21 protein-coding genes are annotated in these 23,270 nt (G+C 68.0%); 15 read left to right on the forward strand and 6 right to left on the reverse strand.

Features of this window, described 5'->3' with window-relative positions; all coding sequences use genetic code 11:
* Window positions 1-38: 38 nt before the first annotated feature.
* The 4 genes from O3I_RS41675 (at window position 39) to O3I_RS41690 (ending at window position 4,473) form a co-directional block, all read left to right on the forward strand.
* Complete coding sequence (locus O3I_RS41675) at window positions 39-992, forward strand: DMT family transporter (RefSeq protein ID WP_014989105.1); 954 nt, start codon at window positions 39-41, stop codon at window positions 990-992.
* An 11-nt stretch (window positions 993-1,003) separates the two neighbouring features.
* Entirely contained in the window at window positions 1,004-1,645 is a 642-nt protein-coding gene (locus tag O3I_RS41680) for a class I SAM-dependent methyltransferase (protein WP_041564996.1), read from the forward strand.
* Between the two features lie 129 nt (window positions 1,646-1,774).
* A complete protein-coding gene (locus tag O3I_RS41685; protein WP_014989107.1) occupies window positions 1,775-3,130 on the forward strand; it encodes a WS/DGAT/MGAT family O-acyltransferase in 1,356 nt (451 codons plus the stop codon).
* 224 nt (window positions 3,131-3,354) lie between these two features.
* On the forward strand, window positions 3,355-4,473 hold the full coding sequence (locus O3I_RS41690; protein WP_014989108.1) for an NAD(P)H-dependent flavin oxidoreductase: 1,119 nt from the start codon (window positions 3,355-3,357) through the stop codon (window positions 4,471-4,473).
* Here the strand turns inward: O3I_RS41690 and O3I_RS41695 are convergent, their stop codons facing one another.
* Entirely contained in the window at window positions 4,474-5,445 is a 972-nt protein-coding gene (locus O3I_RS41695) for a DUF5996 family protein (protein WP_014989109.1), read from the reverse strand.
* A gap of 194 nt (window positions 5,446-5,639) precedes the next feature.
* Here O3I_RS41695 and O3I_RS41700 point away from each other — a divergent pair, with 194 nt between their 5' ends.
* Window positions 5,640-6,236 carry an SRPBCC family protein gene (locus O3I_RS41700; RefSeq protein WP_014989110.1) on the forward strand — a complete coding sequence of 199 codons (597 nt, stop codon included), beginning with the start codon at window positions 5,640-5,642 and terminating at the stop codon, window positions 6,234-6,236.
* Window positions 6,237-6,255: 19 nt separating this feature from the next.
* Entirely contained in the window at window positions 6,256-6,429 is a 174-nt protein-coding gene (locus tag O3I_RS45875; protein ID WP_167829208.1) for a hypothetical protein, read from the forward strand.
* A gap of 536 nt (window positions 6,430-6,965) precedes the next feature.
* Here the strand turns inward: O3I_RS45875 and O3I_RS41705 are convergent.
* Window positions 6,966-8,303, reverse strand: coding sequence for an ABC1 kinase family protein (locus O3I_RS41705; RefSeq protein ID WP_041563206.1), 1,338 nt, complete (start codon window positions 8,301-8,303; stop codon window positions 6,966-6,968).
* A gap of 78 nt (window positions 8,304-8,381) precedes the next feature.
* Window positions 8,382-9,158 (reverse strand): GntR family transcriptional regulator, encoded by a 777-nt coding sequence (locus O3I_RS41710; protein ID WP_014989112.1) that lies wholly within the window; start codon window positions 9,156-9,158, stop codon window positions 8,382-8,384.
* A 139-nt stretch (window positions 9,159-9,297) separates the two neighbouring features.
* Here O3I_RS41710 and O3I_RS41715 point away from each other — a divergent pair, with 139 nt between their 5' ends.
* The 5 genes from O3I_RS41715 to O3I_RS41735 all read left to right on the forward strand — a co-directional run bounded on the left by O3I_RS41715 (window position 9,298) and on the right by O3I_RS41735 (window position 14,606).
* Window positions 9,298-10,752: an ABC1 kinase family protein gene (locus O3I_RS41715; protein ID WP_141691836.1), complete on the forward strand. Its 1,455-nt coding sequence runs from the start codon at window positions 9,298-9,300 to the stop codon at window positions 10,750-10,752.
* 120 nt (window positions 10,753-10,872) lie between these two features.
* A complete protein-coding gene (locus O3I_RS41720) occupies window positions 10,873-12,510 on the forward strand; it encodes a flavin-containing monooxygenase (protein WP_014989114.1) in 1,638 nt (545 codons plus the stop codon).
* A gap of 9 nt (window positions 12,511-12,519) precedes the next feature.
* Window positions 12,520-12,936, forward strand: a complete 417-nt coding sequence (locus O3I_RS41725) for a hypothetical protein (RefSeq protein WP_014989115.1) — start codon at window positions 12,520-12,522, stop codon at window positions 12,934-12,936.
* A 145-nt stretch (window positions 12,937-13,081) separates the two neighbouring features.
* Window positions 13,082-13,876, forward strand: a complete 795-nt coding sequence (locus tag O3I_RS41730; protein ID WP_237748218.1) for a 2OG-Fe(II) oxygenase family protein — start codon at window positions 13,082-13,084, stop codon at window positions 13,874-13,876.
* Window positions 13,863-14,606, forward strand: a complete 744-nt coding sequence (locus tag O3I_RS41735; protein ID WP_051066862.1) for an SDR family NAD(P)-dependent oxidoreductase — start codon at window positions 13,863-13,865, stop codon at window positions 14,604-14,606. Before O3I_RS41730 ends, O3I_RS41735 begins: the two co-directional genes overlap by 14 nt.
* Window positions 14,607-14,619: 13 nt before the next feature.
* Here O3I_RS41735 and O3I_RS41740 read toward each other — a convergent pair whose 3' ends face one another.
* Entirely contained in the window at window positions 14,620-15,468 is an 849-nt protein-coding gene (locus O3I_RS41740; protein ID WP_014989118.1) for an SDR family NAD(P)-dependent oxidoreductase, read from the reverse strand.
* Between the two features lie 44 nt (window positions 15,469-15,512).
* Complete coding sequence (locus tag O3I_RS41745; protein ID WP_237748219.1) at window positions 15,513-16,412, reverse strand: polysaccharide deacetylase family protein; 900 nt, start codon at window positions 16,410-16,412, stop codon at window positions 15,513-15,515.
* A 255-nt stretch (window positions 16,413-16,667) separates the two neighbouring features.
* Here O3I_RS41745 and O3I_RS41750 point away from each other — a divergent pair, with 255 nt between their 5' ends.
* Complete coding sequence (locus O3I_RS41750) at window positions 16,668-19,040, forward strand: lysylphosphatidylglycerol synthase transmembrane domain-containing protein (protein ID WP_014989120.1); 2,373 nt, start codon at window positions 16,668-16,670, stop codon at window positions 19,038-19,040.
* An 18-nt stretch (window positions 19,041-19,058) separates the two neighbouring features.
* On the opposite strand, the gene O3I_RS41755 is transcribed toward O3I_RS41750, so the two are convergent.
* Window positions 19,059-20,036, reverse strand: a complete 978-nt coding sequence (locus O3I_RS41755) for an NAD(P)H-dependent flavin oxidoreductase (protein ID WP_014989121.1) — start codon at window positions 20,034-20,036, stop codon at window positions 19,059-19,061.
* 338 nt (window positions 20,037-20,374) lie between these two features.
* On the opposite strand from O3I_RS41755, the gene fadD5 reads away from it, so the two are divergent.
* From fadD5 to O3I_RS43285, 3 genes are all read left to right on the forward strand, one after another.
* Complete coding sequence (gene fadD5, locus O3I_RS41760) at window positions 20,375-21,976, forward strand: fatty-acid--CoA ligase FadD5 (protein WP_014989122.1); 1,602 nt, start codon at window positions 20,375-20,377, stop codon at window positions 21,974-21,976.
* A gap of 29 nt (window positions 21,977-22,005) precedes the next feature.
* Window positions 22,006-22,611, forward strand: a complete 606-nt coding sequence (locus O3I_RS41765; protein WP_014989123.1) for a cysteine hydrolase — start codon at window positions 22,006-22,008, stop codon at window positions 22,609-22,611.
* A 101-nt stretch (window positions 22,612-22,712) separates the two neighbouring features.
* Window positions 22,713-23,171 (forward strand): hypothetical protein, encoded by a 459-nt coding sequence (locus O3I_RS43285; protein ID WP_014989124.1) that lies wholly within the window; start codon window positions 22,713-22,715, stop codon window positions 23,169-23,171.
* Window positions 23,172-23,270 lie beyond the last annotated feature (99 nt).

Genomic DNA, 23,270 nt, shown 5'->3' on the forward strand with positions numbered 1-23,270 from the left:
ACCCGCCAGAACGTGCCGTGTCCGCCGGAGGTCGGGCGATGACGCAGCGCGGGTGGGCACTGTTCCTCGCGATGGGCGTGATCTGGGGCGTGCCGTACGCGATGATCCGGATCGCGGTGGACGATTTCGATCCGGTGGTGGTGGCATTCGGCCGCACCCTGATCGGCGCGCTCGTCCTGTTGCCGATCGCGTGGTACACCAAGGCCCTCGGGCCGGTGTTCAAGCGGTGGCGGCCGTTGCTGCTGTACACCGTGGTGGAGATCGTCGGACCGTGGCTGTTCATCGGCTTCGCCGAGACCACGCTCAACAGTTCGACCGTTGGCCTGTTGATCGCCGCGGTCCCGTTGATCGCGGTGGTGATCGTGACCAAGCTCGGCCACGACCGGTTCGACCGGCGCCGGGTCACCGGGCTGATGGTCGGATTCGCGGGCGTGGCCGCGCTGGTCGGTCTCGACATCGACCTGTCCGATCCGGCCGCCATCGGCGCGATCGCGCTGACCACCGTCGGTTATGCGCTCGGCCCGATCGTGATCAATCGATCGCTGGCCGATCTGCCCCCGCTCGGCGTGGTGACCGCCTCGCTGCTGATCGCCGCCGTGGTCTACGCGCCGTTCGCGGTATTGCGCAGGCCGGCAAGCTATCCCGCCGATGCCACCCTCTCGGTGCTCGGCCTCGCGCTGGTGTGCACCGCCGCGGCGTTCCTGTTGTTCTTCGCGCTGATCTCGGAGGTCGGCCCGGCCCGCGCGACCGTGATCACCTACATCAACCCCGCGGTGGCCATCGTGCTCGGGGTGAGCGCGCTCGGCGAACCGCTGACCGCGGGCATGGCGATCGGCTTCCCGCTGGTGATCCTGGGTTCCATCCTCGGTACCGCGCGCAGCCGGGAAGTACACGAGGACGCGCTGACCTGTTCGCCCGCCGCCCCCGAAGCGGCCGCGCAGTTGCCGGAGCGCCCGCCGGACCAGCAACCGGACCTGTCGGTGCGCGGGTGAATGATGATGCGGTGGTTGATCATCCGAACGCATCCGATGTAGCCGTCACCCGCGCGTCCTACGACGAGATGGCCGAGCTGTACACCGAATTCGCCAAGAACCATCTCGCGGGCAAGCCGTTCGATCGCGCGATACTGGGCGTCTTCGCGGAACTCGTGCGCGGTCCTGTCGCCGATATCGGTTGTGGGCCAGGGCGATTGACGACGCACCTGGCCGGACTCGGCGTCGACGTCCGCGGCATCGACCTGTCGCCGGAGATGATCCGCATCGCCCGCAGGCAATACCCGCAGCTGTCCTTCGAGGTGGGTTCGATGGAGCGGTTGGCGCTGGCCGACAACTCGCTCGGCGGCATCCTCGCCTGGTATTCGCTCATCCACTTGCCGCCCGAACGCGTGCCGGGGGTGTTGAACGAGTTCTATCGGGTACTCGAACCAGAAGGACACGCGCTGTTGGCTTTCCAGGCGTTCGACGGAACCGAGGCCGTGACAGCGTTCGACCACAAAGTGGCTCGCGCCTACCGCTGGTCGCCCGAGCGGATGGCCGAGTTGCTGCGCGAGGCCGGGTTCGAGGTCCGCGCCCGGCTGATCCGGCAGCCGGATCCGGACGAACGCTTCCCGGAGGGTTGCCTGCTGGCGGTAAAGCTTCGTCAATAGCCGCGCAGGCATCGGCCGGACCAGGTATTTTGGTGATGTCGCGCAGGATTCATGGCTGCGCGTGGCCCACCCGACAATGTGGTCGATTCGATTGCAACCCACACCACTGTCGTCAGGGGGCGACCAACCATGGAACTCATCGCACCGGTCGATGCCGTCTTCTTGCTCGCCGAATCGCGGGAACACCCGATGCACGTCGGCTCGCTGCAACTCTTCGAAGCGCCCGAGGACGCCGGACCCGATTTCGCCCGGCTCACGTACGAAAAGTTGTCGGCGGCCAAGGAAATCGACTCGACCTTCCGCAAACACCCGGCCACCCTGTTCGGCGCCCCGCAAATGGCCTGGAGCCGGGCCGAGGACGTGGAACTGGGATATCACCTGCGCCGGCTCGCGCTACCGAGCCCGGGCCGGATCGACCAGCTGGTCGAACTCGCGTCCGGGCTGCACAGCACGCTGCTCGACCGGCATCGTCCGCTGTGGGAGATCTACCTGATCGAGGGTCTCGCGGACGGCCGCTTCGCGGTGTACTCGAAGATGCACCACGCCTTGATCGATGGCGTCTCCGCGCAGCGCGTCCTGCAGCGCACGCTGACCGGCGACCCGGCCGACGCGCAGCCGCGGGTGCCGTGGAATCTGCCGAAACGTCCACGCCGGGAGAACACCGGTGCAGCCGGTGGACTGCGTGGCGCGGCACGAAATCTGTTGTCCGCCGCGGGATCCGGTGCCGCGATGGTCCGGGTGGCGCGCCAGGCCCTACTGCAGCAGCAGCTGACGTTGCCGTTCGAGGCGCCCCGCACGATGTTCAACGTGCCGATCGGCGGCGCCCGCCGCACCGCGGTCCGGTCGGTGCCGCTGGAACGGATCAAACAGGTCAAGAAGGCGACCGGGTCGACCGTCAACGACGTGGTGCTGACCATGTCGTCCGGCGCGCTGCGGTCCTACCTCGCCGAGCGGGATGCGTTGCCGGACAAGCCGTTGATCGCGATGGTGCCGATGTCGCTGCGCTCGGCCGACGACACCGAGACCAACGGCGTGAAGGTCGGCGCGGTGCTGTGCAATCTCGCCACCGATATCGCCGACCCGCTGGAGCGGCTGCGCGTGGTGAGCGAATCCATGCGCAAGAGCAAGGATGTCTACAGTTCGCTGTCCCGCACGCAGACCATGGCGCTGTCGGCGCTGATGCTCAGCCCGCTCGCCCTGAGCCTGCTGCCCGGGCTCATGCCGCTGACCACACCGGCGTTCAACATCGTGATCTCGAATGTGCCCGGTCAGCGGGAACCGATGTACTGGAACGGCGCCCGCTTGGACGCGACCTATCCGATGTCGATCCCGTTCGACGGCCAGGCGGTGAACCTCACCCTGACCACCACCGCGGACCACCTCGACTTCGGCGTGGTGGGCTGCCGCCGCACCGTGCCGGAACTCCCGCGCCTGCTCGACCACCTGGAGCACGCGCTGACCGAGTTGGAGGAAGCCGCCGTCTGAAAGACCCATTCCGAGCAAAACTAGAACGTGTTACTGTCGAGTGATGGTGCACCGACCCGTCGAGGAAGCCGCGGCCGTGTCATGGCGATATCTGCGGTTCGCGGCCAATCGGCGAGTCGGAGTCCGGCGACGGACCGGCACCCACTGCGGACAATCATGTAACTCGTTCTAGGACAGCTGTGCGTCGTTCGCCGCGACGCTTCGGCGAGGGAGACCAGCACGCCATGCGTACCGAAATCTGCGAGCGGCTCGGGATCGAATTCCCGATCTTCGCGTTCACCCACTGCCGCGACGTGGCGGCCGCAGTCAGCAATGCCGGCGGGCTCGGCGTGCTCGGTGCGGTCGGCTTCACCGCCGAGGAACTCGAGGTCGAACTGGCCTGGCTGGACGAGCACGTGCACGGCGTGTACGGCGTCGACCTGGTCATCCCTAGCAAATACGAGGGCCAGGGCATCGACGGCCTCACCCCCGAGGAACTCGAGGCCAAGCTCGCGGAGCTGGTGCCGCACGGTCACCGCGATTTCGCCGAGAAGATCCTGGCCGACCACGGCGTCCCGCAACTGCCCGACGGCGAACGGCACAACCAGTTGCTCGGCTGGACGGCGACCACCGCCGCCCCGCAGGTGGAAGTGATCCTGCGGCATCCGAAGGCCAAGCTGGTCGCCAACGCCCTCGGCACGCCGCCGGACGACGTGATCAAGCAGGTGCAGGATTCGGGCCGGCTGATCGGAGCGCTCTGCGGTTCGGTCAAGCACGCGCTCAACCACAAGAACGCGGGCCTGGACTTCGTGGTCTGCCAGGGCACCGAGGGCGGCGGGCACTGCGGCGAGATCTCGTCACTGGTGTTGTGGCCGCAGGTGATCGATGCCGTCGGCGATCTGCCGGTGCTGGCCGCGGGCGGGATCGGCAACGGCCGCCAGGTCGCGGCGGCGCTGGCGATGGGCGCCCAGGGCGCGTGGACCGGATCGCTCTGGCTCACCGTCGAGGAGGCCAACGTGCCGCCCGCGCAGATGCAGACCTACATCGACGCCACCAGCCACGACACCGTGCGTTCCCGGTCGTGGACCGGCAAGCCGTGCCGCATGCTGCGCAACGACTGGACCGACGCCTGGGAGCAGGCCGACACCCCCGACCCGCTGCCCATGCCGTTGCAGATGATGGTGGCGCTGGACGGCGTCAAGCGCGGGCACCGCTACCCGGAGGCGGCGAAGGACGTGAACTTCAATCCGGTCGGCCAGGTGGTCGGCATGATGCAGCGGGTCGAACGCTCCGCCGACGTGGTCGGCCGGCTGATCGAGGAGTACGTCGAGGCGTGCGATCGCCTCAGCAAACTCAACGGCTGATCACTCCGGCCATTCCGGCCAGCCCTTTTCGCGCAGCACCGGGTCGGTAATGCCGCCCCAGCAGGTGAGCTGGTCGGTGTCCCACCCGGCCAGCTCCGCCCCGTTCGCGTAGACGGACTGGAAGAACTCGAGCGCGGCGCCGACCGGATCGGCCGCCGCGCGGGCTTCGTCGTAGGCGTAGTAGGCCGAGTGCCCGGCGCCGGAGGCGACCCAGCGGGCGCCGTTCGGGGTCAGCGCCCGCTCGGCCAGCCCGGCGGGTTCGGGCGCGGTGTAGCTGTAGAAGGTCGGCTCGGGCACCTTGTCGTCGCCGAACCAGAACCCGGAGCTGATCACCTCGCGCGAATAGGCCTCGCGGGTCACCGAATCCACCGAGTCGGGCAGCTCGACATGGCGCGGCGAGAACCGCTGCACGGCGATGTCGAAGGTGTGCCAGAACAGCTGGACCGGGCTGATCTTGCCCGAATAGGTGGCGCTGAACTCCTCGAGCACCCGGCCCACCTGACCCTGCACCCGGAACGCGTGGCGCACCTTGTCCGGGTCGTAGTGGCGGTGCTCGTCGTCGTCCTCGAACGGCCGTCGCGCGTCCGGCAGGTCGAACGGGTAGGGGTGCGCCAGTGTGACATTCACGTCGAGGTCGCGCAGGCCGTTGCGCACCGCGCCGTAGAACGTGGCGACGGACTGGTCGACCAGATCGATCTCGGCTTCGGCGCCCTGATCGGTCGCGATCCGCAGCACGTGATCGAAGAAGTCGAACGCGCAGGTGAACACCGGCCCGGAACGCGCGGAGCCCAGCGGCACCGTGGTCCAGCCGCGGGCGGTGAGCCGATATGTCATATGCCACCAGTGGTTGCGCCGAATGCCAGCGGCCAGCGCCACCTTGCCGACGACCTGAGCGAACCGGTGCAGGGTCTCTTTGGTCGGCCGCCAGGATTCCAGCGGGATCGCGGGCAGCGGCTCGAATGCGACGGTCATGAGAAAAACGGTACGCCTGTACGAGTACCTCGCCGGGTGTCTTGTCCGCAACGCGACGTCGAACAGCCCACACCACATCCACACTACTGTCTGAGACAGTGTACGCTCTGGGCCACGCGCTCGCTGCCGAAGCGCGCAGGGGATTGCGCCTGGCGGGCCGCCATATTCGCCAGCACAGCACTGGGAGTGTCCGGATGACAAAGCTTCTCACCATCGTCGCCATCGTGCTCGTCGTCGGCGCGCTCGCCGGGCTGGTGGCGCTCATCGTGTCCCGCCGGTGGGCCAAGGCGCTGCTCGCCGGTGGCGGCAACCCGATCAAGCCGGTGCCCGCAAAGGCGTTGCGCGGCTTCGTCGATGACAAAGCGGCCTTTGTCGTCACCGCGGAGCACACCTTCGACGCACCGCGCGAGCGAGTGTGGGCGGCGCTGGACACCAACGGCTTGTTCTCCTGGTTGCCGCTGGTCAACGGCATGCGCTACCGCGACGACAACCGGGGCGTCGGCACCACGCGCGTGTTCGACGGCCTGCTGGTCGCGGGGGAGGAGCAGGTGATCGCCAGGGAGGAAGGCCATAGGCTCGCGTTGACCGCGACGAAGTCCTCGGTACCGTTTGTCATGAAGTCGATCACCGAGGAATACGAGCTTCACGGAAACGGTTCCGGTGACACGACTCTCACGTGGACGCTCGCGGTGCAGCCGCGCTTCGGCGCGCTGTTGCCGCTGCAACTCTTCGTGCCACTGGCCCGTCCGGTGGCGCGCTGGAGCCTGCGTGGGCTAAGCACTCGGATCTGATTTCTTCCGGAGGTTCGGCATGTACCCGTGCGCCAATCGTCGCTGTGCCGATGCGGCACACCCCTCGATCGAATGCCCGAACCTGGTCCGCACGGACACGCCCTCCGGCCGAAACCTGTTGATCCTGGCTGTTCTCGCGACCCTGATCGTGGCGGCGCTCGTGCTCGCCGCGGTCACCGTCGGCAATCGCTGAGCGTTGCGCCCGCCGCCTTCGCGGCGCTTGCGGCGGTCCGCGAGGCGCACCTCAGCAGACTGTCTGGGTTGGACAAAGTCGCCGATTTCGCTCCCTATGATCGCTACACCGCCCATGAGAACGCGATCGGCGGCCGCCGGTGACGTCGTGCTCGATGGCCTCCCTGTAGCGTCGGATTCGCCTGGCGCCAACATCTCCCGCCCGCTGTCCGCGCACGCCGACGGTCATGGATACCCGAGCAGCACCGCCACGATCCACCAGAAGGGGGCGGTTACCAGCGCGAAAGCTGTTCGATACCAACTATTCGAGCAACGCGCCTCGATCGCGGGAGGCTGTAGCCGACCGAAATATGGTGTGGTCAAAGGAGACTACTGCCCACTTGCCCGTCGGCTCGTCTGCGCGGAAACAGCGCGTCCCCGCTTCCCAGGGACCAGTTTCATGCTCTTGCCCAAATTGTCTCAGACAATAATGCCTGAGTCCTCTGGGGAGCACGAACGGACCGCGAAAAACTGGGTACCCACCACCGCCCGAACCGGTCAGGCCGCCGCACCGTCCGCTGCGAATCCGGGTAGCCAGCGCGCAACCGACTCGAGGAACGGCCCCTCGGCATCGAGTTGCGCGCAGACCCCCACCACACCGGCGAACACCCGGCCCAGCATGGCCAGTTCGGGAATCTCGGTGGGCGCCTTCACCGCCCGGGTGTTGACCAGCGACACGTTCTTCATATCGAGAGCGCGCGCGGTGTGGCCCTGCAACAGTTCGCGGCTGATGTGCACACTGTCGCCGTTGATCTGCGCGACGATCGGCGCGACCAGCCGTTCGATCGGGCCGAGCTCGAGCGCGTGCCCGGGGCGCACGAAACCGTTGTCCCGCATGACGAGTACCAGCTGGTCGTAGTCCTGCTGCACGGCACAGCGGGCCAGCTCGCCGATCACCGCGGGGATGCCCTCGGGCAGCGCGATAGACGCGCCGAAGTCGATGACGCCCAGGCGGCCGTCGTCGAGCAGCTGAAAGTTGCCGGGATGTGGATCGCAGTGCAGGTAGCCGACCCGCACCGGCGCGGACAGGGAAAACTCCACCAGCAGTGCGCCCGCCCGATCGCGCTGCGCCTTGGTGCCGTTCGCGATGATCGCGGACAGCGGGGTGGCTTGCAGCCATTCCGAGACCAGCACTTTCGGCGCGCTCGCGATCACCCGCGGCACCTGGAAGTCCGGGTCGCCGGCGAACTCCTTGGCGAAGCGGCGCTGATGATCCGCCTCGATCCGGTAGTCGAGTTCGTCAGCCGTGCGGTCGATGAACTCGGCGATCAGCGCTTTGGTGTCCGCGCCCGGCATCATGAGACCGAAAGCGCCGGAGAACATCTGGAGCATCTTGAGGTCCGACAGCAGGGCGGTGTCGGCGCCGGGGTACTGGACCTTGACCGCGACGTCGCGTCCGTCCCGCCAGACCGCGCGGTGGACCTGCCCGATGCTGGCGGCCGCGACCGGTTGATCGTCGAAGCTGGTGAATCGCTCCCGCCAGCGGGTGCCGAGTTGCTCGGCGAGCATCCGATGCACCGCGCCGGTCGGCATCGGCGGGGCTTGTGATTGCAGCCGGGTGAGCGCCTCGCGATAGCGATCGGCGAACCGGGGCGGGATGCTCGCCTCGGCCACGCTCAGCGCCTGACCGAGTTTCATCGCGCCGCCCTTGAGCTCACCGAGCACGGCGAACACCTGGTCGGCGGCCTTATCGATGAGCTCGTCGTCCAGCTCGCCACGAGACGCGCCGGTCATCATCGCGCGACCGGTCGCGGTGACCCGGCGGGCCATGATGCTCATAGGCAGCTTGGCCAGTTTCGCCGACCGTGCCAACCCCGTACGCCTACTGCCTGCCATGGTTACCTCGCTTCGCTGCGTGATCTTCACCCTATTCTGTCTGAGACAGAGGGTCAATCACCCGGAAACGAGGTTTGTTCAGGCGGTGGCCGCGTGATCCTCGCCGGCCTGTCCGTCGGTTACGCCGACGAGTTCGTCGAAGCGCAGCACCACCCGCTCGTGGTACATCCCGAACAAATCCTCGAACAACGCGACCTGCGCGTCGGACGGTCCGGACCCGGAATCCCACACCGCCGCGAGCGCCCGCCAGACCAGCACGTGCAGGTCCGGCGCGCCGGCGAAGAACGCCTCGACCGCTTCGGGCACCTCGAGCACCATCTCGCCGATCGAGTTCAGGATCGCGCGCTGCATGGACAGTCCGAGCGCGGTGAGCAGCCTGCGCACCAGGGCGACCTCGATCGCGAGGATCTCGCGCAGGTCCGGCGCGTCCTGGCGGGCGAGCGTTTCGAGCTTGTCGATCTCGGCCTTCAGCAGCGCCGGATCGATCTCCTGGGCGCTGCCAGTGTAGGCCAGCAACGTCTCCATCACGATGCCGCGCTCGACCTCGACGATGTCGCGGAACATCTCGCTCGCGACCTCGGGCGTGGCCACGGAAAAACGGAACAGCTGCCGGTACACATCCACCCCGCCCGCCTCGCGGACATCGCGGATGGTGAAACCCTTGCCGCGGCGCGCCTCGACGAAGCCGTTCGACTCCAGCCGCCCCAGCGTCAGTTGCGCGGTGGCCCGGTTCATGTCGAATTCCTCGGCCACCTGCCGCACCGACGGCATCAGGTCCCCCGGCTGATACTCCCCCGCGGCAACCCGGCGTGCCAACTCATCGGCAACGTCCGCGACTACCGTCTGGGCTCCCATCGAAGTCACCTTTCGACTACGTTCGAATACGTCCCAGACAGTCTAAGGCCTACTCTGCCAGACTGCACGTATGCGACACTGGTCCGCGCACAGTGTGAGGTGAGTCATGGCAATCCGGCGCAGCGGCGACAGTTCTGACATGAGTTCCACGGAACGGCGTACACGCCTGTTCACAGCAAGGCCCGATGGCAAACCGCCAGTTCGCGCCGCTATTCGCAATGCCAAGCTCGCCGCATTGCCGGTGGCCTTCGCCGGACGGCAGGCCGCGGGCGTCGGCAAGCGCGCCCTCGGCAGATCGGCCGAAGAAGTCAATCGAGACATCCAATTGCGCACCGCGCAACACATGTTCGAGGTACTCGGGGAGCTGAAGGGCTGCGCCGCGAAACTCGGCCAGCTGCTGGCCATCTACGAGCTGGCGCTGCCGCCGGAGATCGCCGAGCCGTATCGGATCGCGCTGAGCCAGCTGCAGGATTCGGCGCCCGCGATGCTGCCGAAGACCGTGCACGCGGCCATCGCGGCGAGCATGGGCGAGAACTGGCGGTGGCACTTCCAGGAGTTCGACGATCGCCGGGCCGCGGCCGCCTCGCTCGGCCAGGTGCACCGGGCGGTCTGGCACGACGGCAGACAGGTCGCGGTCAAGGTGATGTACCCCGGCGGCCGGCAGGCCGTGGAGGGCGACCTCGAACAGTTGCGCCGGATCTCGCTGCTGGCCACCGTCTTCCTGCCCGGCGCCGACGTCAAGGCGGTCACCGAGGCGATCTGCGATTGCGTGCGCGAGGAACTCGACTACGCGGCGGAGGCCGAATACCAGCGCGCCTTCGCCGCCGCCTACGCCGACGATCCGGATTTCTCCGTGCCGCAGGTGGTCGCCCAGCGCGGCGACGTGCTGATCACCGAATGGGTCGAGGGCACCCCGGTGACCAAGATCGTGGCCACCGGCACCCAGGCCGAACGCGACCGGGTCGGCATGCTGATGCTGCGCTTCGTCACCTCCGGCTGGGGCCGGCACGGGTTGCTCTACGCCGACCCGCACCCCGGCAATTTCCGCGTGCTGCCGGACGGCAGGCTCGGCGTGGTCGATTTCGGCGCCTGCTGCGCCTGGCCACCGGAGGGTTTCGAAGAACTCACGATCGACTACTTCAAGGCCTTCGCCACCGGCGGCCCGGTGGAACTGGAAGCGGCGACCCGCCGCCATGGCTTCGTGGCCGCCGGACGCAACTTCGACAGTGAGGCGCTGTTCAAAGCCGTCTCGCCGTGCAGCGAACCGCTCAAGCACTCGACCTACCGGATGACCACGCCGTGGTTGCGCAAACAGGTGCTACGCACCACGAATCCGCGGCTGACGAACGTCGTGCGGGAGATGACGATGCCCGCCTACTTCACCCCGTTCGCCCGCTCGATGCTGACCCTCGTCGGGGTGCTGAGCCAACTGGAGACCGAGGGACCGTTCCGCGACGAGATCTTGCGCTGGTTGCCGATGCTCGCCGAAGCACTGGAGGCCATCGAGGCGCCCGATCCGAACCGGCCGGTGGATCTGGCCGCCGTCCGCAAACGCCGGGCCGAGGCGGAAGACCGGCAGATGTCGGTCGGCTGACCATCGTCTTCGAAGTGCCCGCACCACCTCGGTGCGGGCACTTCAGTGCGTACGCCAAACCTGGCCAAGCTGTCTGGGACAGTGCTACCGTTGTGTTCAGCACTACCAACGGAGGTAACTGTGTCGACAGCAGCTGCGCACTCGGGCCCGGCCCGCCCCGACTTCGAGGTCGTCGTCATCGGCGCCGGCTTCGGCGGTATCGGCATGGGAGTGGAGCTCCGCAAGGCGGGAATCCACAACTTCCTGATCGTCGACAAGAACAGCGATATCGGCGGTACCTGGCACGCGAACACCTATCCCGGTGTGGCGGTGGATATTCCGTCGGTGTATTACAGCTTCTCCTATGAGCCGCCGAAGGTGTGGTCGCGCATGTTCGCGCCGGGCGCCGAGGTCAAGGCCTACGCCGACCAGGTGGTCGACAAGTACGGCCTGCGGCCACGAATCCTGCTGAACACCAAGGTGGTCGGCGGCGAGTGGGATGCGGCGAACCACCTGTGGCGGGGCAAACTCGACACCGGCCAGGAGGTGACGTCGCGCTTCGTGGTCGGCGCCGTCGGCGGCCTCGAGGTACCGAAAATGCCCGAGATCGACGGCATCGAGACCTTCGGCGGCAAGATCGTGCACACGGCGCAGTGGGATCACGACTACGACTACGCGGGTAAGCGGATCGCCGTGATCGGCACCGGAGCCACGGCGCTGCAACTGATTCCGGAGCTGGCCGATATCGCCGCGCAGCTCACGGTGTTCCAGCGGCGCCCGATCTGGGTGGCGCCCAAACCCGATTTCCCGATCCCGGCCTTCGCGAAGAACCTGATGGTCAACGTGGCTCCGCTGCGCCGGACGTTGCGGGCGGCGGTGACCATCGGTATCGACTTCGGCATCTCCGGCATCGGTGTTTTCCACAGCCGGATCCCCGGGCTGGTCAAGCTCGCGCAGCGCGGCGGAGGCGTGCTGTACCGAGCGCAACTGCCGGGCAATGCCCAACTGGCCGAACGGCTTACGCCGGACTACGCGCCCGGTTGCAAGCGCCCCTCGGTGTCGAATCGCTATCTGCGGACCTTCACCAGAGACCACGTGGAGCTGGTCACCGACGGCATCGAGAAGGTCACCGAGACCGGCGTCGTGACGGCAGACGGGGTGCTACGCAAAGCCGATGTGCTGGTGTGCGCCACCGGATTCCGGGTGATGGACAAGGGTTTCACCCCGCCGTATCCGCTGACCGGCCGCGACGGCCTGGACCTCGGCGAATTCTGGGATCGCGAGCACTACCAGGCCTACCAGGGCGTAACGGTGCCGAAGTTCCCGAATCTGTTCCTGATCACCGGCCCCTACGGCTTCGCGGCGGGCTCCTACCTCGCGATGATCGAGTGCACGAGCAGGCATGCCGCCCGGGCGATCAAGGAGGCCCGCAGGCGCGGCGCCACCGCCGTGGAGATCAAACAGGAACCGCACGACGCGTACTACCGGCAATGCGTGCGGCGCGGCGCCCAGACGATGTGGCTGTCGGACGCGTGCGCCGACTCCAATACCTACTACGTCAACTACCAGGGCGACCCGGCCCCCATCCGCCCCAGCACGCACTTGGAGATGTGGTGGGGCAACAAGCACTTCCCGTTCGGCCACTACGCCTTCACCACGTTGGCCGGGGCCACGCCCGCCGCCTACACCGGCGACCTCGACGACGTACGGCCCGCTTCGTTCACCAACGACGACCTCGCCGAGTTCTTCCGGACCCGCAGGCTCAGCGTTCGCACCTAGAGGAGAGACATGCGCCGCAAAATCCTCGGCCGTCGCAAAGCGCGCAAAGCGCTCGCGACGAGCAGAGCGACACCGCGTCCGGTGGTACAGATCCAGCGGCCACCGGACAGCGTGCGGGCCCGCGCCTTCGGGCTCGGCCTCGCGGGCTCAGGGGCGGCCCACTTCACCGCCCCGCGCGCGTTCGACCCGCTGACGGCGCGGGCGTTTCCGCGCGCGACCCGGCGCTGGACCTATCGCAACGGGTTCACCGAGCTGGCGCTCGGACTCGCCATCACCTTCCGGCAGAGCAGGCCGATCGGCTCGGTCGGCTTCATCGCCTATCTCGCCTTCCTCGCGTCCCGGCTCGCGGGCGCGCGGCCCGTGGCACCGCCGACTGCCCTCGCCCCGCAGGTGCAGAGCAGGGCGCCCGTCGCGGCGAGCGCGTAGTCGCACGGTCGCGGCGGCCGGAACACGAGGGGTTCCCGGCACCGGGGCCGTACCGGCGCGGACCTTCGCACAAAACGAACACCCGGCGGCCACCGTCCGGAACCGGGCATATGATCGCCAGAGGTTCGTTCGGGAGGGAGTGCTGGTGACAACGGAGTCGATCGTGGAGGCGGCGCCCGCGGTGCCGCAGTGGTTCGCGGACCTGTTCGCGCATCGGCGCTGGATCCGCCGCACCCAGCCGTTCCCGCACGTGTACGCCCGGGACGTGTTCGTGCCGGAGTTCTACCAGCGCCTGACCGAAGAGTTCAGCCGCGTGCGGCGCGAAGAGGTGGACCGGTTCGGCAGGGTCGCCGCGAACTACAGCGCGGACGGGCTCGGGCTCGCCGAGCTGCGCGACGGCCCGTTCGGGGTGTTCACCTCGCGGGAATGGCACGACCTCGTCGCGGGGGTCGCGGGCGTCACCGCGACGGGCGACGTCGAGGGGTCGGTGCATCACCACGCCCCGGGCGCACCGTACGGCTGGCCGCACAACGACCTCAATCCCGCCTGGTTCCCGGGCGACCCGCCCGGCCCGGACGAGGTGCGGCTGCCGGGAGACGGGGTGGACACCAAGACCGGCGAACACCCGCCGGGCGTGACCGCGCGCGCGAACGTGCGCGCGGTGGCCGTGCTGTTCTACTTCGGCAATCCGGACTGGCAGCCCGGCGACGGCGGCGAGACCGCGCTGTACGACAACCTCGCCGAGGGCGAGACCATGCCGAACCTGACTCTGGTTCCGCCGCTGGATAATTCGCTGATCCTGTTCGAGGTCACGCCGCGGACCTGGCACACCTTCGCGGGCAACAACCGGCGCGACCGCAGCAGCGTGGTCATGTGGGTGCACCGCACCAAGGAGGACGCGGTACAGCGCTGGGGAGGAGACAACATTGTCTACTGGTGACCGCCGGGTCTGCTTGCTCACCGGGGCCAGTGGCACCCTGGGTGATCTGTTTTGCCGCTCCTATTACACCGACTACGACATCGTCGCGGTCTGCCACACCCGCACCCCGGCCGCCCCGTCCCAGCTGGAGTGGTTCGTCGATCCGCTGGAGCCGGAAAAGCCGGTGCCGGAGAATGATTCGCGTCTGTTCGTGATCCGCGCCGACCTCACCCAGCCGGGTGAGGTCGAGCGGGTGGTCGACCTCGCGCTGGCGCGGTACGGCGGGGTCGACCTGCTGGTCAACAACGCCGCCCACGTGCAGCTGCAGCCGCGCGGCATCGTCGACGGCGAGGCCGCGCTGGAACAGTTCGATCCGCACTTCACCTTGAATGTCGCGGTGCCGCTGCGGTTGTGCGCCCGGCTCGGGCAGCGCGCGTGGATGCACGCCGGGCCCGAGAACCGCGCGCGCAACCGCAACATCGTCAACGTCTCCAGCATCTCCGGCTCGGAGGTGTATCCCGGGCAGACGCTGTATTCCGCGTCGAAGGCGGCGTTGAACCAGCTCACCCGCAACATCGCGGCCGAGTTCGCCGAATTCGGCGTGCGCGCGAATGCCATCGCGCCCACGACCTTTCCGGCGCTGGTGCCGACCGAGCAGGTGGCGCGGGCGATCATCGAACTCGACCAGAGCAACACGCTCACCGGCGGGGTGTTCGGGGTCGGGATCAACGCCGAACTCGCCGACGCCTAGTCCCTGCCACGACTCAAGCCTTGGCCGCCCCGGTGACCCGCTCGGACAGCTCCCAGAGTTGCTGGGCGAGTACGGCATCCACCGCCTGCTTGTTGCTCGGCCGCTCCGGCTTGAAGCGGTGGAAGTAGTCGCCGCTGCCGAACTCGGCGGTGGTGGCCAAGTGCTCCAACGGTTCCGCGCCTTTTTCCGGGCGGATGAAGAACGGTCGCGACAGCGGTGAGCGGATGAGCGCGCCGAGACCGAGCGGGGCGTTGTCGTACACGTGGGTGGCGACCGCGCCGGGATGGAAAGCGGCGGTGCGCAATCCGGTGCCCTCGGTGCGCCGCGCCAACTCCCGGGTGAACAGCAGATTCGCCAGCTTGGACGCGGCGTAGGCGCCCATCTGGTTGAACGAGCCCGAGGTGGCGTTGACCTTGTCCAGATCCAGGCGGGCCATCCGGTAGGTCACGCTGGAGGTGTTGATCACCCTGGCCGAGGACTGCACCAGCCGGTCGAGCAGCAGGCTGGTCAACAGGAACGGCGAGAGGTGGTTCACCTGGAAGGTGAGCTCGTTGCCGTCGGCGGTGGCGGTCCGCTTCGGCCAGGAACCGCCCGCGTTGTTGGCCAGCACATCGATCCGCGGGTACCGGTCGAGCAGGTGGTCGGCGAGTTTGCGCACCTCGTCGAAGCGGGCGAAATCGGCGAGGAAATGGTCGGCGCCCGCCGCGGCCGCCACCTCGGCCGTCCGTTCCGGGGAACGGCCCACCACCGCGACGGTGGCGCCGCGGGCCGCCAGCCGCGCGGCCGCCACGGCGCCGATACCGGAACTCGCGCCGGTCAGTACCACCGTCTTGCCGGTCAGATCCTGGTCTGTTTCAGCCATAGCCGCCTCCTGGGCATCGGTTGTCCGACCTGATCGTCTTCGGCCTAGGTGGATTCGGCAAGGGGCGACGCGCTCGAATAGTGCGCCGCGATCTCGTCACTGGTGGTCGTCCACACGCCGGGATGGTTCACCACGTACTCGAGCGCCTGGTCCAGGTACTTGGCCCGGAACGCCTGGCCGATCACGAAGGGATGCAGCGCCAGCGCCAGTACCCGGCCGCTCTCGGCGGATTCGGCGTAGAGCTGGTCGAGCTGATCGGTGACGATCCGCACGAAGTCGGGGCCGCTGGTGCCCTTGGCGAGGAACAACGAGTTGTCGTTCAGTTCGACCGTATAAGGGACGCTGAGCATTCCGGGGACGTTCAGCCGATAGGGCTGATCGTCGTTGGTCCAGTCCAGCACGTAGCCGAGGCCGAGTTCGGCCAATAGTGCCGGGGTATGGAAGGTTTCGGTGAGGGCGGGCCCCATCCAGCCGCGCGGCCTGCGACCGGTGCCCCGTTCGATGGTCTCGACCACCTCGGTCAGATAGGCGCGTTCCTCGTCGATGGTCATGTCCGCCTGGAAGATCGAGTTGTTCTTCCCGTGTGCCAGCCACGCCCAGTCCCGATCCACACCCGCCCGGATAAGCTGCGGATTGCGTTCGACCACATCCGAATTCAACAGCACGCTGGCACGGACGCCGTGCCGGTCGAGCGCGGCCGCGACCCGCCAGAAGCCCACGCGCGGCCCGTAGTCGCGCCAGCCGTAGTTCAGCGGATCGGGCGTCAGGCCCGCGGTGCCGGGAAAGATGCTCGTCGACGGCCGATCCACCTGGTAGTGCTCGACATTGAGCCCGACGTAGAACGCGACGCGCGCGCCGCCGGGCCAGTGGATCGGGGCGCGATCGACGATCGGGCTGTAGTCGTAGAGGTCGTTGTCCATGCCGTCGATTGTCGGACCTGACATCAATGTCAGCTTCAACTCCGACAAGGGTGACATCGGGCACAATCCGGGCCCTACGCTGCCCCAGAACGGTTTTGCTTGCCCGGACGACCGTGCCCCGGTGTGTACATTTGCCCGGCGGACACGACAGCCGATGTCGCGGGCGTCCCGGTAACGCGCCGGGGACGCACACAACTCGGCGATGCCGTGCTCCGCAGGCCCGCGACGGTACGTTGAGGCACGGAGAGGCGGACGAGCCGCGGAGAGGCGGACCAGCACATGCGAGTGGACGGGCGGGAAATCCCGGTCACCGGCAACCTGCTACAGCCGATGATCCGGCGCACCAGCGACATCATCCGCGTCGTGCTCGCGGCGCTGTGGGTGGCGGTCGTGATCGCGGCGTCGGTGATCACCCGCCCGGAATGGCTCGCCCTGGAACGCTCGGTCTCCAATATCGTCGGCTTCCTCAATCCCGACCAGTCCAACCTGGTGTATCTCGTCTACGGCATGGCCATTCTGGCGCTGCCGTTCGCGATCCTGATCGAGCTGATCATCGGCAGGCAGTGGAAGCTGCTGGCCGGCTACGCGGCCGCGGGGCTGACCGCCGGGCTGCTGCTCTCGATCACCGGGACCGGCCTCTCGGCGCCGAAATGGCATCTGCAAGTACCCGATCGCCTCGACACCTTCCTCTCCCAGTTCCTGGACGACCCGCGCTGGATCGCCATGCTCGCGGCCGTGCTGACGGTGTCGAGTCCGTGGCTGCCCACCCGGCCGCGCCGCTACCTGTGGTTCCTGCTGCTCGCGTTCGCGCCGATCCACCTGGTCGTCAGTACCGTCGTGCCGGCCCGGGCGATGTTCGGGCTCGCGGTCGGCTGGCTGGTCGGCGCGGTCATCGTGCTCGTGGTCGGCACGCCCGCGCTCGAGGTGCCGCTCGACGCCGCGGTGCGGGTGCTGGCCAAACGCGGGCACACGGTCACCGGATTCACCGTCGTGCATCCGGCCGGGCGCGGACCGCTGGTGCTGGCCGCCGCGATCGACGGACCCGAGCGCGAACTCGTGGTCGAGATGTACGGCAAGAACCAGCGCAGTTTCGGTGCGCTGCGCCAACTCTGGCGCTGGCTCACCTTCCGGGCCAGCGAAACCGCGGCGATGCACGGCTCGATGCATCGCGCCGTCGAGCATCGCGCGCTGATGGCGATCGCGGTGGACGAACTCGGCTTGGCCAGCAGCACACCGGTCGCCGTCGCGGCGCTCGATCGCGGATGGATGCTGCACGCGCACACCATGCCCAAGGGCGCACCGATCACCGAGCTGTCCGCCGAGCAGTTACCGAGCGTGTGGCAGGGACTGGACGCGCTGCACTGCGGCCAGATCGCGCACGGCGACCTGCGCCCGACCGAGATCCGAATCCAGGACGGCGCCACGCTGTTCGGCGGTTTCTCCAGTTCCGAATTCGGCGCCTCGGCCAAACAGCAGCAGTCCGATATCGCGCAACTGCTGGTGTCGACCACCGCGCTCTTCGGCAAAGAACCGGCGGTGCGCACGGCGCTGGACTCGCTCGGCAGGCAGTCGGTGCTCGCGGCGGCGAGCCGGCTCACCAAATCCGCCATGCCCGCGGGGTTGCGAAAGTCGGTGCCCGACTGGAAGAGCGCGCTGTCCGCGGCGCGCGAGGAGGTGCGCAGGCAGACCGGGCAGGACCGGATCGAGGCAGAGCAGATCACCCGGTTCACCCGCAACCAGATCATCCAGTTGGTGCTGCTGATCGGGCTCGTCTACGTCGCGTATCCGTTCATCAGCGCGGTGCCGACCTTCTTCACGCAGTTGAAGACCGCCAACTGGTGGTGGGCGCTGCTCGGGCTCGCCGTCTCGTGCCTGACGTATATCGGTGCGGCGGCGGCACTGTGGGCCTGCGCCTCGGGCGCGGTGAGTTTCCGGAACCTGGTGATCATGCAGATCGCGAACACCTTCGCGGCGACCACCACCCCGGCCCGGGTCGGCGGGCTCGCGCTGAGCGTGCGCTTCCTGACGAAGGGCGGGGTCGGCGCGGTGCGCGCCACCGCGGCGGTGGCGCTGCAGCAGGCGGTGCAGGTGATCACGCACGTCAGCCTGCTGGTGGTGTTCAGTATCGCGGCGGGCACCTCGGCGGACCTGTCCCACTTCGTGCCGGACGCGACGGTGCTGTACCTCATCGCCGGGGTCGGCGTCGGCATCATCGGCACGTTCATGTTCGTGCCGCAATTGCGGCGCTGGCTGAACAATTCGGTGCGCCCGCAGCTGCAGGAGGTGCTCGGCGAACTCGGCGAACTGGCGCGCGATCCCAAGCGCTTCTCGGTGATCATCCTGGGCTGCGCCGCGATCACCCTCGGCATGGCGGGCGCGCTGTGGGCCAGCGTGGAGGCCTTCGGCGGCGGCACCACCTTCGTCACCGTCACCATCGTCACGATGATCGGCGGCACCCTGGCCTCCGCCGCGCCGACCCCGGGCGGGGTCGGCGCGGTCGAGGCCGCGCTGATCGGCGGCCTCGGCACCTTCGACGTACCGCTGGAGGTCGCGGTGCCCTCGGTCCTGCTCTACCGCGTGCTGACCTGCTGGCTGCCGGTGCTGTGCGGCTGGTTCACCATGCGCTGGATGACCGCGAAGGACATGCTCTGACGCCCTGACAGCGAAAGCTCAAGCGCGCACGACGGTTTCAGCGAGCCGCGCGGTGATGAGCCCTTCGGCCTCGGCGACGATCCGGGTGATCAGCTCGGCGCAGGTGGGGATGTCGTGGATCAGGCCCTGCACCTGTCCCGCGCTCCAGATGCCCGCGTCCAGATCGCCCTCTTCGAAGACGCGACGACCCCGCGCGCCCGCGACGAGATCACGGACATCGTCGAACGTGCCGCCCGCCTTTTCGATCTCGACCACCTTGCGGCTGATCTCGTTGTCCGCGACGCGGGCGGTGTTGTGCATGGTGCGGAAGATCAGCTGGGTGTCCCGCTCGGTGTGCGCGACGATCTGGTCCTTCACCTTCTGGTGCACGGCGGATTCCTGGGTGCACAGGAAGCGGGTGCCCATATTGATGCCGTCCGCACCGAGTGCCAACGCCGCGACGAGACCGCTGGCATCGGCGAAACCACCCGAGGCGACCATCGGGATGTCCAGCACCCGGGCCGCGGCCGGGATCAGGATCAGGCCGGGGACGTCGTCCTCGCCGGGGTGACCCGCGCATTCGAACCCGTCGATGCTGACGCCGTCCACGCCGATCCGCTGCGCCTTGAGCGCGTGCCGCACGCTGGTGCACTTGTGCAGCACCTTGATGCCCGCGTCCTTGTAATTGGGCAGGAACGGCTCGGGGTTGCTGCCCGCCGTCTCGACGATCTTGACGCCGCTTTCCACGATCGCCTGCACGTACTCCGCGTACGGCGGCGGGTTGATCGACGGCAGGATGGTGACGTTCACGCCGAACGGCTTGTCGGTCAGCTCCCGGGTGCGCGCGATCTCGCGGCGCAGGTCATCGGGGGTGGGCTGGGTGAGCGCGGTGATGAACCCGAGCCCGCCCGCGTTGGCGACGGCCGCGACGAGTTCGGCCCGGCCGACCCACATCATGCCGCCCTGCACGATCGGGTGTTCCACGCCGAAGGTCTCGGTGAACCTGGTCCGCAGCATTGCGCTCTCCTCTGCTCGCGCGGGCGGTCCGGTTCGCCCGTACGCGACGATCGTGACACGAGAATCCACTCGTATTCAACTCCTAAGTGAGCCGTCATTCGCATGGCTCACCATCTCTGGCGAGCCTCGCACGCCGTGCGCAGCACGTCTTCAAGCAGGAAATATCCAGCTCAGTTGTACTTTCTGCGAGACAGCCCCGCTTTTGCCGGATTAACGGCGGTTCAGCCACGTGAGCCTTGTCTGTGCGATAAGTTACTTGCTATTCTGCGGTCGTTCAGCCGTCGGCGCGGTCGGCCATCGTGGCGGACGCGGCCGGCGGTCCGAGAGGAGTTCGTGGCATGACCATCGGTGCGCAGGGTGGATCGCAGTCGGGGCGGGTGAGCACCGCGCTCGACGAGCCGCTCCGGTCGCGGCGCAATCACTGGAACAACCAGATCGCCGGGCACGCGCAGATGCGGCCCGACGCGATCGCGCTGCGGTTCCGTGGCGCCGACACCACCTGGCGGCAGCTGCACGAACGCTCGTCGAAGTTCGCCGACGCGCTGGCCCGCCGCGGCATCGGCTTCGGCGACCGGGTGCTCATCCTCGCGTTGAACTACCCCGAGTACATCGAGACCGTGTTCGGCATCAACGCGCTCGGCGCGATCGCCGTCCCGGTCAATTTCCGGCTCACCCCGCCCGAGGTCGCCTACATCGTGAGCGACAGCGGCGCGAAGGCGATCGTCACCGACACCCTGCTGCAGCCGCTCGCCACCGCGGTGCTCGCCCAATCGGACACGCTGGAAACATGTTTCGTGATCGGCGGCGCCAGTGCGGACGGCGTCCTCGGCTTCGAGGACGTGCTCGCCGAGGACGGCGCCGCGCACCCGCCGCTCGACATCCCGGAGGACACTCCGGCGTTGATCATGTACACCTCGGGCACCACCGGCAGCCCGAAGGGCGCGATCCTGTCCTACGCGAACATGAACGCGCAGGCGTTCACCGTGATCCGGGCGCTGGCGGCCACCTCCGAGTCGATCGCCTTCTGCACCTCGCCGCTGTTCCACATCGCCGGACTCGGCAGTCTCGCGGCCAATTTCGTGCTCGGCGCGAAGACCGTGCTGCATCCGCTCGGCGCCTTCGACGCCACCGAATTCCTCGATGCCGTCGAGCGTGAACAAGCCACCGGCGCGTTCTGCGTGCCCGCGCAATGGCAGGCGATCTGCGCCGAACCGACGGTGCGCGAACGCACATTGGCGCTGGAGTCGCTCAGCTGGGGCGCCGCACCGGCTTCCGACTCGGTCCTGCGGGCGATGGCGGACTGCTTTCCGAACGCGTTCAACGTCGCGGTGTTCGGGCAGACCGAGATGTCGCCGATCACCTGTGTGCTCGAGGGCAAGGACGCGCTGCGCAAGCTCGGCTCGGTCGGCAAGCCGATCCCGACCATCCAGGCCCGTATCGTCGACGACGAGATGAACGACGTCGCCCCCGGCGAGATCGGCGAAATCGTCTATCGCGGACCGACACTCATGCAGGGCTACTGGAACAAGCCCGAAGCCACCGCGGAGGCGTTCGCGGGCGGCTGGTTCCATTCCGGTGACCTGGTGCGCCAGGACGAGGAGGGCTTCATCTGGGTGGTCGACCGCAAGAAGGACATGATCATCTCCGGCGGCGAGAACATCTACTGCGCCGAGGTGGAGAACGTGCTCTTCGGCCACCCCAAGATTCGCGAGGCCGCGGTGATCGGCCGGGCGCACGAGAAGTGGGGCGAGGTCCCGGTCGCCGTCGTCGCGCTGCACCGTCCCGACGACGAACTCACCCTCGACGAGCTGACGAGCTTCCTCAACGAGAATCTCGCGCGGTACAAGCACCCCAAGGATCTGGTGGTCGTCCAGGAGCTGCCCCGCAACGCCAGCGGCAAGGTCGTGAAAGTACAACTGCGCAAGGATTATTCGTCCTAGCCGTGCCGGGCTGAGGTACGGTCGGTCGGATGGCGATCCCTCGTATCCGCGCGGCCGTCCTCGCGCTGCACTGGCAGGTGAACGTGATCAAGCCCGACGGCTTCTTCGGGCCGATGCTCGCCGCGCCGGTGGCCGCCTCCGGCGTGCTCGACCGGGCGGTGCGCTTCCACGAAGCGGTTGCGGCCCAGGATGTTCCGGTGCTGTTCACCCGCTTCACCATCCCGGTGGGCGAGGGCCAGTTGGTGCGCAACACCGGTTTCATGCGTTCGGTCGGCGCGGCGCAAACCGAGTTCCGGCCGGATTCGCCTGGTAGCCAGATCATCCCGGAGATGGCCGGGCAACCGTCCGCGGTGTTCGACAATCAGAAGCTGTCCGGACTGGCCGGCAGCGAGCTGCCCGCCTGGTGCGCCGACCGCGGCATCGACACGGTGTTTCTCACCGGCGTCGCGACCAACCTGACCGTGGAGCAAACCGCCCGGCACGGCACCGATCTGGGTTTCACCGTGCATCCCGTGGCCGACTGCGTGGCCGCTGCGGATCCAGCGGCACACGAGTCGTCGCTGGCCGACCTCGAACTCACCACGGCGGGCTCGCTCACCGCCGCGCGGGTGCTGGAGTTGCTCGCGCGCCGATGAGGCCCTGTGCGACTCGGCACCATCAGGTTTACCGTTCGCCCGACTCGGCAACACCACGGCTACGGAACTCGGTAGTCGCCTCGAGATCAGGAGCCAGCACTGTGCAACTCACCCACCTCGCGGTCTGCGCCGCCACCGCGTTCGCGGTCGTCGGCGCGGCGACCGGCTGCGGTACGAACGACACCGACCACTCCGCCCATGCCGGCTCCTCCGCTGCCGCCGCGCCGGCCCGCACGGTCACCCACTCGACGTCGGCTGCCACGACGAGGGATGCCGCGGATCCCAGCGTGACCCCGGCCCAGGGCAACATCGTCGAGGACGTGAACTGCGGCCCGGTCACCGACGCGGGCGGCGGCACCCGCACCGTCATCGCCCCGGGCACGCCGGCCGGCCGGGTCGGCTGCACCGAAGCCATCAATGTGGCAACCGAATACGCGCAGACCGTCAGCAACACCGACGCGCAAACCGTCCAGGGCTGGCAGTGCCACGCGCAACCCGACCCCCGCACGCCCTCGGCCTGCACCAAGGACGGCCTGCGGATCGAACTGCGCGCCGGCTGAGCACGGCACGCTCGACCGGGCCCGTGCGGACCAGGCACGGGTCCAGAGCGAAGGCCGAGCAAAAGACTCTTCTCCACCGTCCGATATCTCGGCATAATC

It is taken from the genome of Nocardia brasiliensis ATCC 700358 (assembly GCF_000250675.2).
Classification (GTDB): Bacteria; Actinomycetota; Actinomycetes; order Mycobacteriales; family Mycobacteriaceae; genus Nocardia; species Nocardia brasiliensis_B.

Excerpts from the sequence above, each read along its gene's own strand:
- O3I_RS41675 (WP_014989105.1), top strand. The coding sequence starts at position 39 with ATGACGCAGCGCGGGTGGGCACTGTTCCTCGCGATGGGCGTGATCTGG.
- O3I_RS41685 (WP_014989107.1), top strand. The coding sequence starts at position 1,775 with ATGGAACTCATCGCACCGGTCGATGCCGTCTTCTTGCTCGCCGAATCG.
- O3I_RS41690 (WP_014989108.1), top strand. The coding sequence starts at position 3,355 with ATGCGTACCGAAATCTGCGAGCGGCTCGGGATCGAATTCCCGATCTTC.
- O3I_RS41695 (WP_014989109.1), bottom strand. The coding sequence starts at position 5,445 with ATGACCGTCGCATTCGAGCCGCTGCCCGCGATCCCGCTGGAATCCTGG.
- O3I_RS41700 (WP_014989110.1), top strand. The coding sequence starts at position 5,640 with ATGACAAAGCTTCTCACCATCGTCGCCATCGTGCTCGTCGTCGGCGCG.
- O3I_RS45875 (WP_167829208.1), top strand. The coding sequence starts at position 6,256 with ATGTACCCGTGCGCCAATCGTCGCTGTGCCGATGCGGCACACCCCTCG.
- O3I_RS41705 (WP_041563206.1), bottom strand. The coding sequence starts at position 8,303 with ATGGCAGGCAGTAGGCGTACGGGGTTGGCACGGTCGGCGAAACTGGCC.
- O3I_RS41710 (WP_014989112.1), bottom strand. The coding sequence starts at position 9,158 with ATGGGAGCCCAGACGGTAGTCGCGGACGTTGCCGATGAGTTGGCACGC.
- O3I_RS41715 (WP_141691836.1), top strand. The coding sequence starts at position 9,298 with ATGAGTTCCACGGAACGGCGTACACGCCTGTTCACAGCAAGGCCCGAT.
- O3I_RS41725 (WP_014989115.1), top strand. The coding sequence starts at position 12,520 with ATGCGCCGCAAAATCCTCGGCCGTCGCAAAGCGCGCAAAGCGCTCGCG.
- O3I_RS41740 (WP_014989118.1), bottom strand. The coding sequence starts at position 15,468 with ATGGCTGAAACAGACCAGGATCTGACCGGCAAGACGGTGGTACTGACC.
- O3I_RS41745 (WP_237748219.1), bottom strand. The coding sequence starts at position 16,412 with ATGTCAGGTCCGACAATCGACGGCATGGACAACGACCTCTACGACTAC.
- O3I_RS41750 (WP_014989120.1), top strand. The coding sequence starts at position 16,668 with ATGCGAGTGGACGGGCGGGAAATCCCGGTCACCGGCAACCTGCTACAG.
- O3I_RS41755 (WP_014989121.1), bottom strand. The coding sequence starts at position 20,036 with ATGCTGCGGACCAGGTTCACCGAGACCTTCGGCGTGGAACACCCGATC.
- fadD5 (WP_014989122.1), top strand. The coding sequence starts at position 20,375 with ATGACCATCGGTGCGCAGGGTGGATCGCAGTCGGGGCGGGTGAGCACC.
- O3I_RS41765 (WP_014989123.1), top strand. The coding sequence starts at position 22,006 with ATGGCGATCCCTCGTATCCGCGCGGCCGTCCTCGCGCTGCACTGGCAG.